9 protein-coding genes are annotated in these 12,540 nt (G+C 59.1%); 3 read left to right on the top strand and 6 right to left on the bottom strand.

Annotated elements, in window-relative coordinates; genetic code table 11:
• The first annotated feature begins 103 nt into the window (after positions 1-103).
• The 3 genes from ACVDG9_RS01460 (at position 104) to ACVDG9_RS01450 (ending at position 2,895) form a co-directional block, all read left to right on the top strand.
• Entirely contained in the window at positions 104-1,369 is a 1,266-nt protein-coding gene (locus tag ACVDG9_RS01460; RefSeq protein WP_447237135.1) for a SulP family inorganic anion transporter, read from the top strand.
• A gap of 182 nt (positions 1,370-1,551) precedes the next feature.
• Positions 1,552-2,166 carry a hypothetical protein gene (locus tag ACVDG9_RS01455; RefSeq protein WP_447237134.1) on the top strand — a complete coding sequence of 205 codons (615 nt, stop codon included), beginning with the start codon at positions 1,552-1,554 and terminating at the stop codon, positions 2,164-2,166.
• 186 nt (positions 2,167-2,352) lie between these two features.
• The gene (locus tag ACVDG9_RS01450; protein ID WP_447237133.1) at positions 2,353-2,895 is read left to right on the top strand and encodes a hypothetical protein; all 543 of its coding nucleotides are present in this window, start codon (positions 2,353-2,355) and stop codon (positions 2,893-2,895) included.
• A 93-nt stretch (positions 2,896-2,988) separates the two neighbouring features.
• On the opposite strand, the gene ACVDG9_RS01445 is transcribed toward ACVDG9_RS01450, so the two are convergent.
• From ACVDG9_RS01445 to ACVDG9_RS01420, 6 genes are all read right to left on the bottom strand, one after another.
• A complete protein-coding gene (locus ACVDG9_RS01445) occupies positions 2,989-4,620 on the bottom strand; it encodes an ABC transporter ATP-binding protein (protein WP_447237132.1) in 1,632 nt (543 codons plus the stop codon).
• A 10-nt stretch (positions 4,621-4,630) separates the two neighbouring features.
• On the bottom strand, positions 4,631-5,899 hold the full coding sequence (locus tag ACVDG9_RS01440) for an ABC transporter permease (protein ID WP_022999056.1): 1,269 nt from the start codon (positions 5,897-5,899) through the stop codon (positions 4,631-4,633).
• A 3-nt stretch (positions 5,900-5,902) separates the two neighbouring features.
• Entirely contained in the window at positions 5,903-7,027 is a 1,125-nt protein-coding gene (locus tag ACVDG9_RS01435; RefSeq protein WP_022999057.1) for a microcin C ABC transporter permease YejB, read from the bottom strand.
• A gap of 63 nt (positions 7,028-7,090) precedes the next feature.
• Positions 7,091-8,986 (bottom strand): extracellular solute-binding protein, encoded by a 1,896-nt coding sequence (locus ACVDG9_RS01430; RefSeq protein WP_447237131.1) that lies wholly within the window; start codon positions 8,984-8,986, stop codon positions 7,091-7,093.
• On the bottom strand, positions 8,983-10,863 hold the full coding sequence (locus ACVDG9_RS01425) for an extracellular solute-binding protein (RefSeq protein ID WP_447237130.1): 1,881 nt from the start codon (positions 10,861-10,863) through the stop codon (positions 8,983-8,985). The genes ACVDG9_RS01430 and ACVDG9_RS01425 overlap by 4 nt, the downstream gene beginning before the upstream one ends.
• A gap of 109 nt (positions 10,864-10,972) precedes the next feature.
• Positions 10,973-12,394: a diguanylate cyclase gene (locus ACVDG9_RS01420; RefSeq protein WP_447237129.1), complete on the bottom strand. Its 1,422-nt coding sequence runs from the start codon at positions 12,392-12,394 to the stop codon at positions 10,973-10,975.
• Between the last annotated feature and the right edge of the window lie 146 nt (positions 12,395-12,540).

Below are 12,540 nucleotides of genomic sequence, written 5' to 3'. Positions count from 1 at the left end.
GACCAAGCGCCGCGGGATGCCCGTTTCAACAAACAGTTGATTTTGGGCGTGCAGTGCGGAAGACTGTGTCCACATCCTTCCTTACTGCTTCTCCGGTGCCTTCATGCGGCTCCCCAAGATCGTTACCACATTGCAGGATTATTCCCTGCCGCTCTTCCGTGCCGACCTCGTCGCCGGGATCACCGTTGCCATGGTTGCCCTGCCGCTCAGCCTGGCGATCGCCATTGCTTCGGGGGCCGATCCTGCGAAAGGGCTGGTAACGGCGATTGTCGGCGGGTTCTTCATCTCGCTTCTCGGCGGCAGCCGGGTGCAGATTGGCGGGCCGACCGGCGCTTTCATCGTGGTGGTTTACGGCGTCATTGCCGATCACGGGTACGACGGGCTGGTGCTGGCAACCTTCATGGCAGGCATACTGCTATTGATCGGCGGGTATTTCCGGATCGGCAGGCTGATCCGCTATGTGCCGGAAGCCGTGGTCAACGGGTTCACAATCGGCATCGCGATCATCATCGCCTCTAGCCAGATCAAGGATTTCTTCGGCCTTCAGATCTCCGAGGTACCGGCGGATTTTCTGGAAAAACTTCCCGTTCTCTGGGAGGCACGTGACACCGCCTCGCTGGCCGCCAGCGGACTTGCCCTGGTCACGCTGGTAATGATCGTCACTCTGCGCCGGATGGCTCCGGCCTTTCCGGGGCTGATCGTTGCCGTGTCACTGGCCTCGCTGGCTGTCGTTCTGGCCACCCTGCCGGTAGAGACCATAGCCTCGCGCTTCGGTGCCCTGCCCAACACGCTGCCACTTCCGGCGCTGCCAAGCGTCACTGTCGAGCGGGTCGTGGAGCTGTTTCCCTCCGCCATCGTGATCGCGTTCCTTGCCGGCGTGGAATCACTTCTGTCCGCGATGGTGGCCGACAGGATGATCGAAGGAAGCCACCGCCCCAACGCCGAGATGCTGGCACAGGGAACCGCCAATATCGCGTCTGCCCTTTTTGGCGGCCTTCCGGCCACCGGTGCCATTGCCCGCACGGCCACAAACGTCCGTGCCGGTGGCAAGACGCCGGTATCCGGGCTGGTGCATGCGCTTGCCATCTTGCTGATCATGCTGGTTGCGGCCTCCCTGGCCGGATACCTTGCGTTGCCCGCCATGGCGGCCTTGCTGGTTCTCACTGCCTGGAGCATGAGCGAACCGCACAAGTGGAAATCCTATCTGAGCGCCCCGATGGCCGACCGCATGTTGCTGTTGACCACGCTGATCCTGACGGTCCTGATCGATCTGACCGTCGCCATCGGCGTTGGCGTTTCAATCGGTCTTGCCCTCAGGCTGCGCGAACGCAAGAAACAGCCGGACGACTGGTCGATGCCGGAACGCTGACACGGCCGGTCACCGCCTGCAGGACATTCAAAACACAAGGTTTTCAGCTGGAATTCCCAGTTTCCCCTTTGGTTACGACCAGCCAAAGGCCTGATGCCGTGTGCGTCGCATATATTTTCTGCTTTTATTTTTTATTGTTTTACGATAATTAATCGCTGCAACTTAAATTGGAGCCACTCCACATGTCTGTTTTGTCGTCTTGCGGCGCGAACCCTCGGGTGCGCGCGAGAACCCTTCTTATTGCTCTTTTTCTGACGGCCTTTGGCACCGCATCGTCCTTTGCGGACCCACTCGACCGGTTCAATCCCGCCACGACCGACCCGGACCTCTTCCGGCTAGCGGTCCGTCATCCCGACAGAATGAAAGTTCCGGATGGAGCTGCAACGGTTCATGTTGTCCTTTCCGATAAGGAAACGGGGCGCGTTGTCCAGGAAAAGCGGATCGAGCTGCAAAGGACCACAACCGGCGAACAGGCAGCTGAAGTACGTACGGAGGCACCGGAAAACGTGGTGACTGTGTATCGGATCCCGGCAAAACAGGTAGCTGAATTGCGAGCACTGCAGGCCAAGTATCTGGCCATGCCCCAGTCTCGTCAGCAATCGATTGGCGGATCCCTGTCGATCGACGTCACCGGCTGCAAGCTCGATGCGGCCGACACTGGCGAAATGCTGATTTCGACTTATCTCAAGACATCGGAACTGGAGACCTTCGTGGCTCTGGCGGAGAATTTCGACCTGCGAAACACGCAGGCTTCAAGCCGCAACGACCTTGAGAGCTCGATCCCGCCCTGTTCATGACCGGGGAAGCGGGCAAGGTCTCCCCAGACCTTGCCCGCCCCTGCGATGGACAATCACACTCTCCTGTCTTCGGATCGAAACGCACTTCCCATGTCGCCCCCCTTTTCAAGCCGCTCGCTGCTTGCGGTTATGCTTTGCCTGCCCCTGTTTCTTTTGGCTGCATGCAGTCATGTTCCAGTTGCCACCATGGTCAAACTGGCAAACTTCGACCTTCTGAAAACCAACCCGGCAGGCTTGCGGGTTGCCGTCAGATATCCGGCCAGCATCCGTATCCCGGAAGGCGGAGCACGCATGATGCTGACGGTGAAGGACAAGAAGACCGGCAAACTGGTTATGGAGGAGAAACTTGCTTTCGTCCGCGTATCGTCCAAAGCCGAGCGGGCGGAGCTGAGCGCCGAACTGCAGGAAGGCCGGCGGATTGCGATCTACCGGCTACCGGACGACAGGATCCCCGCCTTCAAGGCCTTTCAGACGTACCTTCTGACAATGGACAAGGCGGAACGGGACAAGATCGAAGGCAATATGGAAGTCGGCGTCGACGGCTGCCTTGCTTTCGAGCACCGGCCCGCGCGTATCCTGGTCAGCACCTATCTGAAAGCGGATGAGCTGGGCGGCTACATACCACTGCTGCGCGATGTCGATCTTGAGGAACAGATGGCTGACGGCAAGAACGGCATCGATGGTGGCCTGCCGCGCTGTACGGACGCCCGCGCCGCTACCGAAGAATAACGGCTCAACCGAGTGCACTGTCCGTCTTTCGATACCGGCAGACGGCACACCTTTGGACGAGGCAGCACATGTGCCCTGCCCGGTCCGTCAGGATTACGCGCTCACCACACCTTCCGGTGCGGCTTCCAGGCGGAAGGCGGCAGCCATCAGGGCCTTGGTGTAATCGGTCCGGGGCGCATCGAAGATCTGTTCGGAGGCGCCCTGTTCCACCACCTTGCCCTGCCGCATGACGATAACCTCGTTGGCCAGGGCACGGACAACCTTCAGGTCGTGTGAAATGAACAGATAGGCAAGACCGTGCGCCTTCTGCAGATCTCGCAACAGATCGACCACCTGGGCCTGGACACTCATGTCGAGGGCTGAAGTCGGCTCGTCCAGCATGACGAACTTCGGCTCAAGAACCATGGCCCGTGCGATGGAGATGCGCTGACGCTGGCCTCCTGAGAATTCATGCGGATAGCGATGCCGGGTGGACGCATCGAGCCCGACTTCCTCCAGGGCCTTGGCGACCTTGCGGTCGCGCTCATCGGCCGAAATACCGGGGAAATGCACCTGCAGGCCCTCACCGACGATTTCAGCCACCGACATGCGCGGGCTCAGCGCACCAAAGGGATCCTGAAACACGATCTGCATGTCCCGGCGCAGCGGGCGCATTTCCTTCCAGGAATTCTTCTGGATTTCGGCACCGTTGAAGGCAATCCGCCCGGTGGAGGAAATCATGCGCAGGATCGCAAGCCCGAGTGTTGTCTTGCCCGATCCGCTTTCGCCGACGATCCCGAGCGTCTGGCCCTGCCGCACTTCCACATCGATCCCGTCCACCGCCTTGATGTGGTCGACAGTCTTGCGCAGGAAGCCCCGCTTGACCGGGAACCACACCTTCAGATCGTCTGCCTGAACGACAATCGGCTTGCTCTTGTCCGTCGCCGGTGGTTCGCCCTTGGGCTCAGCAGTGAGAAGGTGCTTGGTGTAGGCGTGCTGCGGCCGGTCGAAGATATCGGCAACCGGTCCCTGCTCGACGATTTTGCCCTTGGTCATCACGCAGACCCGGTCGGCGAACTTGCGCACGATCCCAAGGTCGTGGGTAATGAACAGCATCGCCATGCCGTGGCGGCGCTGAAGGTCCTTCAGCAACTCCAGGATCTGCGCCTGAACCGTGACGTCGAGCGCCGTGGTCGGTTCGTCGGCAATCAGCAGGTCCGGTTCGTTGGCCAGCGACATGGCAATCATCACGCGCTGGCGCTGGCCACCGGAAAGCTGGTGGGGATAGGAGTTGAGACGTTTTTCAGGATCGCGGATGCCCACCTGGTTGAGCAGTTCCAGCACGCGCTCACGTGCCTTTGTATCGCTCATGCCCCGGTGGATCTTCAGAATTTCCGAAACCTGCTTTTCCACCGAGTGCAGCGGATTGAGCGAGGTCATTGGTTCCTGGAAAATCATCGAGATGCCGTTGCCGCGCACCTTGCGCAGTTCGACTTCTTCAACCGCCAGAAGATCCTGACCGTTCATCAGGATCCTGCCGGAGGGGTGCGAGGCTGCGGGATAAGGCAGAAGCCGCAAGACCGACTGAGCGGTTACGGACTTACCCGAGCCGCTTTCCCCCACCAGTGCGACGGTCTCACCCTTCTTGATGTCGAAGGTGATCCGGTCGACGGCAAGGTTCTTGCTGCCGCCTTGGGAAAAGGCAACGGACAGGTCTTCTACGGAGAGGAGCGTTTCTTTTGTCATCTTGTGTTCCTCACCCCAGACTCTTGCGCGGGTCGAACGCATCACGCACCGCCTCGCCGATAAAGATCAACAGGCTCAACATCAGTGAAATGACCATGAAGCCGGTGATCCCGAGCCAGGGCGCCTGAAGGTTGTTCTTGCCCTGCGCCAGCAGTTCGCCAAGTGATGCCGACCCTGGCGGCAGGCCGAAGCCGAGGAAATCCAGCGCCGTCAGGGTGGAAATCGAACCGTTGAGAATGAACGGCATGAAGGTAAGCGTCGCCACCATGGCGTTGGGAAGCAGGTGCCGCCACATGATCACCGGATTGGAAACGCCGAGTGCCCGGGCTGCGGATATGTATTCCAGGTTCCGGCCGCGCAGGAATTCCGCGCGCACGACACCCACGAGCGCCACCCAGGAAAATGCCAGCAGAATGGTGAAAAGGGTCCAGAAGCCGGGCACCAGAAACGACGACACGATCAGGATGAGGTAAAGCGTTGGAACCGCTGTCCAGATCTCGATGAAACGCTGGAACAGGAGATCGGTCCAGCCGCCATAATAGCCCTGCACGGCCCCTGCCGCGATGCCGATGACGGAGGATGCCAGCGTCAGCGCCAGACCGAACAGCACGGAAATCCGGAAGCCGTAGACGAGACGCGCAAGCACATCCCGGCCCTGGTCGTCCGTACCGAGCCAGTTCCAGTTGCCCATGACGCAATTGGGATCTTCCGCGCCAAGCGGATAGCGCGAGCAACGCTTTTCCTTGTCCATCGTCCAGGAGGGAGGTGCAGGTGCCGGGACCGGAATATCATTGTTGACCGATCGGTAGGAATAACGCACCGGCGGCCACAGCATCCAACCGTTGGCACTGATCTCTTCCTGGATGAACGGATCGCGGTAGTCTGTCACCGCCAGGAAGCCACCGAACTTTTCTTCCGGGTAATCGACGAAGACCGGCGCCAGCAATTCGCCGTTGTAGGAAACAAGGATCGGCCGGTCGTTGGTCAGGAATTCGGCCAGCATGGCCATGACGAACAGCACCAGGAAAATCCAGAGCGACCAATATCCGCGCCTGTTGGCCTTGAAGTTCACCAGCCGCCGCTGGTTTATCGGCGAGAGGCGTGCCTTGGAACCCTTTGCCGGGACGACAAACGCTTCGCGATCATCCGTTACAGCTGCTTCGAAGTAGGCCGCCCTGGACCGCTCGCGGCTTTCGGCTTCATATCCGCCAGCCTCATGTCCGCCACTGCCGGTCTCGTAGTTTGCACTTCCTGCATCACTGTCTGAATCGGTCGCCATCGATCAGACCTCCCTGCTTTCGAAGTCGATCCGGGGATCGATCCAGGTGTAGGTCAGGTCGGAAATGAGGTTCACCAGAAGGCCCATGAGCGAGAAGATATAGAGCGTTGCGAAAACAACCGCGTAGTCGCGGTTGATCACCGATTCAAAACTGAGCAATCCCAGGCCATCGAGCGAGAAGATCGTCTCGATGAGGAGCGAGCCGGCAAAGAAGGACGAAATGAAGGCCCCCGGGAAACCGGCCACCACGATCAGCATGGCGTTGCGGAACACATGTCCGTAAAGCACCTGGCTTTCCGTCAGTCCCTTTGCCCTCGCGGTGATCACGTATTGCTTGCGGATTTCATCCAGGAACGAGTTCTTGGTCAGCAAGGTGGTTGTCGCGAAGGCGGACAGGGCCATGGCCGTCAAGGGCAGGGCAAGGTGCCAGAAATAATCGGCGATCCGGGCAGGCCACGAGAGCTGTTCCCAATTGTCAGACACCAGCCCCCGCAAGGGAAAGATATCCCAGAAGGACCCGCCGGCGAAAAGCACGATCAAGAGAACCGCAAAGAGAAAGCCCGGTATGGCGTAAGCCACGACGATGACACCGGAGGTCCAGACGTCGAACCGCGAACCGTCGGAAACGGCCTTGCGGATCCCGAGCGGTATCGACACCGCATAGGATATCAGCGTCATCCAGAGGCCGAGCGAGATCGAAACCGGCAGTTTTTCGGCAATCAGATCGATGATCTTGATGTCGCGGAAATAGCTTTCGCCGAAATCGAAGCGGGCATAGTCGCCCAGCATCTTCAGGAAGCGTTCCAGCGGCGGCTTGTCGAAACCGAACTGCGCTTCCAGTTCCTTGATGAATTCCGGGTCAAGCCCCTGGGCACCGCGATATTTCGAACTGGCCGAGTCTGCAGTTGCGCCACCACTGCCACCGGAGGCGTCGTTGCCGCCCCCCAGCATGTCGCTGCCACCACCGCTGATGCGTGATGTCGCCGAAACGTCCGTTCCCTGCAACTGGGCAATGACCCGCTCGACCGGACCACCTGGCGCAAACTGGATGATGACGAAGTTGATTGCCATGATCCCGACCAGCGTCGGTATCATCAGCAGCAAGCGGCGGAGGATGTAGGCGCCCATGGAGTGTGTGCAGTCCCTTTTGTCTTGGCCTTCTGGAGCGGGCCCGAGGTTTCGCTGGAAATATTACCCGGCTTTGCCGAGTTTTTCCGCCTTTTCCTTGTCTATCCACCACAGTTCTTCAACCGGGAAGAAGTAGCGCGGAGTTTCTTCGGGAAAGCCGTAGACATCCCACATGGCAACAGTGTGGACGTTCTTGAACCATTGCGGGATCCAGTAATGACCGGCCCGCAACACGCGGTCGAGGGCCCGCGCCGCGTTGGTCATCTCATCGCGCGTTGTCGCCGCGATGGCCTTGTCGATCAGTGCATCGACAACCGGGCTGGATATGCCGGATGTGTTGTAGGTGCCCGGAATTGTCGCCGCCTTGGAGCCCCACATCTCGCGAATGGTATCCGACAGTGTCGGCGAAAGGCTGAGCCTGCGACTGGCGATATCAAAGTCATAATCATTGAGCCTGGCCTCATATTGCGCCGGATCGACGATCCGCAGGCTCGCCTTGATGCCGAGCCGTTCCAGGTTCTTGATCATCGGATTGACGATCCGTTCGTAAGCGGCGGTGTTGTTCAGGAACTCGATCATCAGCTGATTTCCGTCCGGGCCGATCAGGTCGGTCCCCTTCCGGGTAAACCCGGCTTCGGCCAGAAGTTCGCTCGCCCGTTTCAGCAGCTTGCGGTCATTGCCGGATCCATCGCTGACGGGCTGCATCACCGCTTCGCCGAAGACAGCCTCCGGCAACTGGTCCCGGAAGGGCTCCAGCAAAGCAAGTTCCGCGGCCGAGGGCATCCCCTCCGCCTTCATGTCGGAGTTTTCGAAGAACGACTGGGTTCTCGTATAAAGCCCGTAGAACAGGTTCTGGTTCGACCATTCGAAATCGAAGGCGTATCCAAGAGCCTCGCGCACACGCGGGTCCTTGAACTTGTCGAGCCGGGTGTTGATGAACCAGCCCTGCGCCCCTGACGGCCGGCCATCGGGAAACTCGCGGCGGATGACCTTGCCTTCTTCCACAGCCGGAAAATTGTACTCCGTTGCCCAGTTCTTGGACGTGAATTCCTCGCGGTAGAACGTCTTGCCTTTCTTGAAGGCTTCGAATGCCGTCTGGCGTTCACGGTAGAACTCCACGCGTATAACCGCGAAATTGCAGTGCCCGACCCTGACCGGCAGATCCTTTGCCCAGTAGTTTTCGACCTGGTGGTATTCGACATAGTGACCGACGGCATGTTTTCCGACCTTGTAGGGACCGGAGGACAGGGGCGGTGTCAGGGTCGATTGCTTGAAATCGTAGGCGGTGTAATACCGCTTGGAGAAGATCGGATAATCGGCCGCAACGACAAGCGGCAGGTTGCGCGACTGCGAGCCGTCGAACTGCAGCGCGACCTTGTGATCGTCCAGAATGACCGCGTCCTTCAATGACGACAGCGGCTGGCTGAGCATGGGGTGACCGTCGGCCTTCAGAAGCAGAAGCGAAAAGGCGACGTCCTCTGCAGTCAGTTTGGAGCCGTCGTGAAATCTGGCTTCAGGCCTCAGACTGAACGTGAAGACGTTGCCGTCCTCCGACACCTTTACCGTTTCCGCCAGCAGGCCGTAGACCGCATCCGGCTCATCGTAAGCGCGCACCATCAAGGTGTCGAAACACAGCTCCATGCGAGGCGGGGCATCGCCTTTCAGGATGAAGGCATTGAAAGTGTTGTAGGTCAGGACATTCTGGTTGAAGTACCAGTAAGGCGCCTGAAACGAGAAGGTCCCGCCTTTCGGAGCCAGCCGGTTGACATAGTCGAACTGGGTGAAATCCGGTCCGTATTTCAGATCGCCGAACACGGACAGGCCGTGAACGTGGCCATCCGGATAGGCGGTTTGTGAAGCGAAGGCCGTGGACACCGGCCAGGGCGCTGCCGACGCAAACGCCGCGGCGCTGCTCATTTGCAGGAAACGGCGCCGGGAAGTCGTCAGAGCCCCACTCATCGCGCGGCTCCCGTCTTGGCGGCCAGGGCCTCATCGTACCACCAGATGGTCGGGAAACCGGTGCTGTATTCCGGCATCTGTTGCGGATGGCCGAAGCGGTTCCACCGTGCCGTGCGAGTTTCGTCGGAATAGAACTGCGGCACCACATAATGGTTCCACAGCAACACGCGGTCGAGCGCGCGGGTGGCAGCCACCAGCGTTTCCCGGTCTTCGGCAAAGATGACCTTGTCGATCAGCTTGTCGATCGCGGGGTTCTTGATGCCGGCATAGTTGGCCGAACTTTCGTTATCAGCAGATTCGGACCCCCAGTACTCCCGCTGCTCGTTTCCGGGCGACAGGGACTGACCGATCGCCAGGACCACAGTGTCGAAATCACGGCTGCGGACACGATTGACGAACTGCGAGGTATCGACCAGACGCAGGATCGGCTTGATGCCGATGGCTTCCAGGTTCTGCGAATACGGCAGAAGAGTGCGTTCGCTGGCCTTGTCACGGTAGAGGAATTCGATGCTGAGCTGTTCGCCGGTTTTCGGATCGACCATCTTGCGGTCTTTCAGCTCATAGCCGGCCTTGCGGAGCAACTTGACGGCTTCACGCAGGTTCGCGCGCACGTTCTGCGGATTGCCGCCAACCGGGTTCTTGAATTCTTCCGTGAAGACTTCGGGCGGCACCATGTCCCGCACTTCCTCCAGAATCTCCAACTCCTTGCCCTGCGGCAGACCGCTGGATGCCAGCTCCGTGCCGGCGAAATAGGAATTGACCCTCTTGAGAAGATTGGCGGAAACGATCTCGTTGGTGGTTTCGAAATCGTAGGCATAGTTCAATGCCTGACGGACATCAGGGTTCTGGAATTTTTCACGGCGCTGGTTCAGGAAGAAGCCCTGCATGACGCCCCTGGACTTGTCCGGGAAGATTTCCTTCACCACCCGGCCATCCTTGATGGCTGGGAAGTCGTAGCGCTTGGCCCACTGGCTCGAGCTGCGCTCGGTATGGAAGTCGTACTGGTCACCCTTGAAGGCTTCGAATTGCACGGAATCATCGAGGAAGGAGATGTAACGGATCTCCTCGAAATTATCGGTGCCGACGCGGATCGGCAGGTCCTTTCCCCAATAGTCCGGCACGCGCTCGTAGATCACCTGACGGTTGGGCGAGAACTCTTTCATCTTGTAGGCACCGGAACCGAGTGGCGGCTCCAGAGTGGTGCGGGAGATGTCACGCTGTTCTCCCTTGCTGTTCGTGCCTTCCCACCAGTGTCTGGGCAGGACAGTCAGCTGGCCCATGATCTTGGGAAGTTCGCGGTTTCCGCTGACATCAAAGGTGAAACGCACGGTGCCATCGCCGACAATCTCGGACTTCTGGACATTCTGGAAGTAGTACTTGCGCTGGGGGTCCAGCTCGATGGACTTTTCGAACGACCAGATGACATCGTCGGCGGTTACCGGCTCGCCGTCATGCCACCTTGCATCCGGGTTGAGCCTATATTCGACCCAGGAATAGTCGTCGGGAAAGCGGACCGCTTCGGCCAAGACACCGTATTGGGCACTGATGTCCTCTTCGTCCAGAGAGGGCTCCATCAGGCTTTCGTAGATATTCAGGATGCCGGGGGCGATATTGCCCTTCTGCGCCAGAATGTTGAACGTATCGAAACCGCCGCTGGCGGCTAGCCGAACCGTGCCGCCCTTGGGGGCATCGGGATTGACGTAATCGAAATGCCTGGCGTCAGTGCCGTATTTGGGTGTTCCGTTGAGGGCGGCCGCATGATGCCATTCCGGTTCAGCCGCGACAGCCGGCACGGATCCTATCCCCGACATCACCACCACACTTGCCAGTGCAAACCCAGCTGCGGCCCGCTTCCCTACATGCCATTTGAACACCATCGGCTTCTCCGTCCCCTTCCGGTTCCTGAACCCAAATCACGGGTTTAGAGAATCAGTGTAGGGACCTGTTGGCCCTGCGTCACCTGCTGGCTGCCGAGATGACAGAAATTTAACCTGTCTGGGGGAGGCCGTTTCCGGGAATATCCTGTGAATTTCTCTTGGACTTTGCCTTTTGCGCGTACATTCTACCGTCAGCAACCCTAAGTAAATCTTCCACCGTAGCGGCATCGCCGGGATAGCTTGCAGAACCGATACTGGCCTTCACGTCGATACGGGCACCCGAATACTCGAAAGCCTCGGTCACACGCTCACCAAGTCGATTGAGAAAGGTGTCCTTCTCCTGGCGCCGCATGTTGCCTGGCGTCAACACGATGAACTCGTCGCCACCGACCCTGGCGACGGTATCCGTCTGCCGGATCTGGTTCTGCAGCCGCTGCCCGACCTCGATCAGAAGCTGATCGCCAACTGCGTGACCATAGTTGTCGTTGACCGGCTTGAAGGCATCCAGATCGACGTAAAAAATCTCGAAGCCCGCGCCACTGCGCTCGCACATGGCGGCAAGCTGGTGCATGCGGTCTTCCAGCAGGCGCCGGTTCGCCAGTCCTGTCAGCGGGTCATGCAGCGCCATGGAGCGAACCTTGTAGACCTCGCTGATCAACAGAAACGCCATGGCGCCAAAGACGAGCGAGATCAGGCTGCCGACGAGTTGCGTGATCCAGACCTGGTTGCCCGTGCTCGACCAGCCGGCCTCCGGAAGGCCGACAAGCTCCCAGTTCAGACCGCCGGGAAGATGCAGAGGCAGGAACACATGGTCCTTTTCAAGGAGAGACGGGCTGCCGAAAATCATGTTGTTGGAGGCAACCGCGCTCCGGTTCACAAGGCCGATGCGGATGCCGTTGATGACATCCGTGATGCCGGCAGTCTTCATCATGCCCTCTTCGTCCAGCACCAGGGTGGCGACACCCCAGTAACTGCGCTCCTTGAGCGGTTGCCCAAGGAAGCTGGCTGGAAAGATGGGAATTCGGATCAGGAGGGCCCTGCCCCCCTGCACAAGTTCCAGTGGGCCTGCAATAACGACTTCACGCGTCACCATCGCCTGCTGGATTGCGGGCCACTGCGCCGTGTTCATGCGGTAGTTCAGACCGAGCGCCGCCTGGTTTGGCTCCAGCGGAAACACCGCGCGAAGAATGTTGTTGGGCGCCAGGCCGATAGAGCGGATGGACGGATTTTCCTCGATCAGTTCGACCGCGATTTCCCGGTAGTCTTCCATATCGAATGGCTGTTCGACGAACTGGGACACATAGGCCCGGATCCCGAGACCGTGGGCCACTGTCCGGTTGATTTCGCCTTCAAGGCGCGCCCGCGCTTCGGAGAGCGAGGCGACGGCCTGACGTTTGTGCTGGGAAACAAGTTCGTTGCGGACCAGTTGACCGACATGCGCAGTGACGGCGATACCAGCGAGAAAACAGACGGCAGCAACGATGGAAGCGATCCACGTTCCATTCGACTTAGAAAATACATTCCTCGTCAAGTTGATGCCCATAGGGTCCTTGCCCGACCTTAGCCCACTTTCAACAGAACTACGTAACGTAAGATTTGTTAATTTTTCTTATAAATCAAATAAAAAAGCCGGGTAGCTAACCCGGCTTCTCTACAATTCAAGTCACGTCTGCGATG

The sequence above is a fragment of the Roseibium sp. RP-7 genome (genome assembly GCF_053005225.1).
Note: the sequence above shows the minus strand (reverse complement) of the source record. Positions and strands in the feature narration are given on the sequence as shown.

What these genes read in the sequence shown, in the direction of transcription:
- ACVDG9_RS01450 (WP_447237133.1), top strand. Translation starts at nt 2,353, where the DNA reads ATGGTCAAACTGGCAAACTTCGACCTTCTGAAAACCAACCCGGCAGGC.
- ACVDG9_RS01445 (WP_447237132.1), bottom strand. Translation starts at nt 4,620, where the DNA reads ATGACAAAAGAAACGCTCCTCTCCGTAGAAGACCTGTCCGTTGCCTTT.
- ACVDG9_RS01455 (WP_447237134.1), top strand. Translation starts at nt 1,552, where the DNA reads ATGTCTGTTTTGTCGTCTTGCGGCGCGAACCCTCGGGTGCGCGCGAGA.
- ACVDG9_RS01430 (WP_447237131.1), bottom strand. Translation starts at nt 8,986, where the DNA reads ATGAGTGGGGCTCTGACGACTTCCCGGCGCCGTTTCCTGCAAATGAGC.
- ACVDG9_RS01460 (WP_447237135.1), top strand. Translation starts at nt 104, where the DNA reads ATGCGGCTCCCCAAGATCGTTACCACATTGCAGGATTATTCCCTGCCG.
- ACVDG9_RS01440 (WP_022999056.1), bottom strand. Translation starts at nt 5,899, where the DNA reads ATGGCGACCGATTCAGACAGTGATGCAGGAAGTGCAAACTACGAGACC.
- ACVDG9_RS01425 (WP_447237130.1), bottom strand. Translation starts at nt 10,863, where the DNA reads ATGGTGTTCAAATGGCATGTAGGGAAGCGGGCCGCAGCTGGGTTTGCA.
- ACVDG9_RS01435 (WP_022999057.1), bottom strand. Translation starts at nt 7,027, where the DNA reads ATGGGCGCCTACATCCTCCGCCGCTTGCTGCTGATGATACCGACGCTG.